Annotated in this window: 1 tRNA gene; it reads right to left on the bottom strand. The window is 45.0% G+C overall.

Features of this window, described 5'->3' with window-relative positions:
• Window positions 1-233: 233 nt before the first annotated feature.
• Window positions 234-309: transfer RNA gene (locus OGY18_RS00930), tRNA-Glu, on the bottom strand.
• Between the last annotated feature and the right edge of the window lie 64 nt (window positions 310-373).

Genomic DNA, 373 nt, shown 5'->3' with positions numbered 1-373 from the left:
AGTCGCTTAACCTCACAACCCGAAGATGTTTCTTTCGATTCATCATCGGTTTGCAAAAATTTGAGAGACTCGAACACACCATTTTTCATTTCTTATTACGGAGAAATGAAACAGTGTGTCGTTTCAATTTTCAGCTTGATCCAGATTTTTAAAGAGCAAATATCTCAAACGTGACTCGGAAGTCAGTTTTGAGATACTTCGGTCGGCGACTTTCACTCACACATACCAGCAAGTGGCGTCCCCTAGGGGATTCGAACCCCTGTTACCGCCGTGAAAGGGCGGTGTCCTGGGCCTCTAGACGAAGGGGACACTGAAGTCTCAATCGCAAGACGCCTTGCTATTTACTTTTCATCAGACAATCTGTGTGAGCACT

The organism is Citrobacter sp. Cpo142 (assembly GCF_030332425.1).
Classification (GTDB): domain Bacteria; phylum Pseudomonadota; class Gammaproteobacteria; order Enterobacterales; family Enterobacteriaceae; genus Citrobacter; species Citrobacter portucalensis.
The sequence above is the reverse complement of the archived record's forward strand: the minus strand, read 5'-3'. Positions and strand labels throughout refer to the sequence as shown.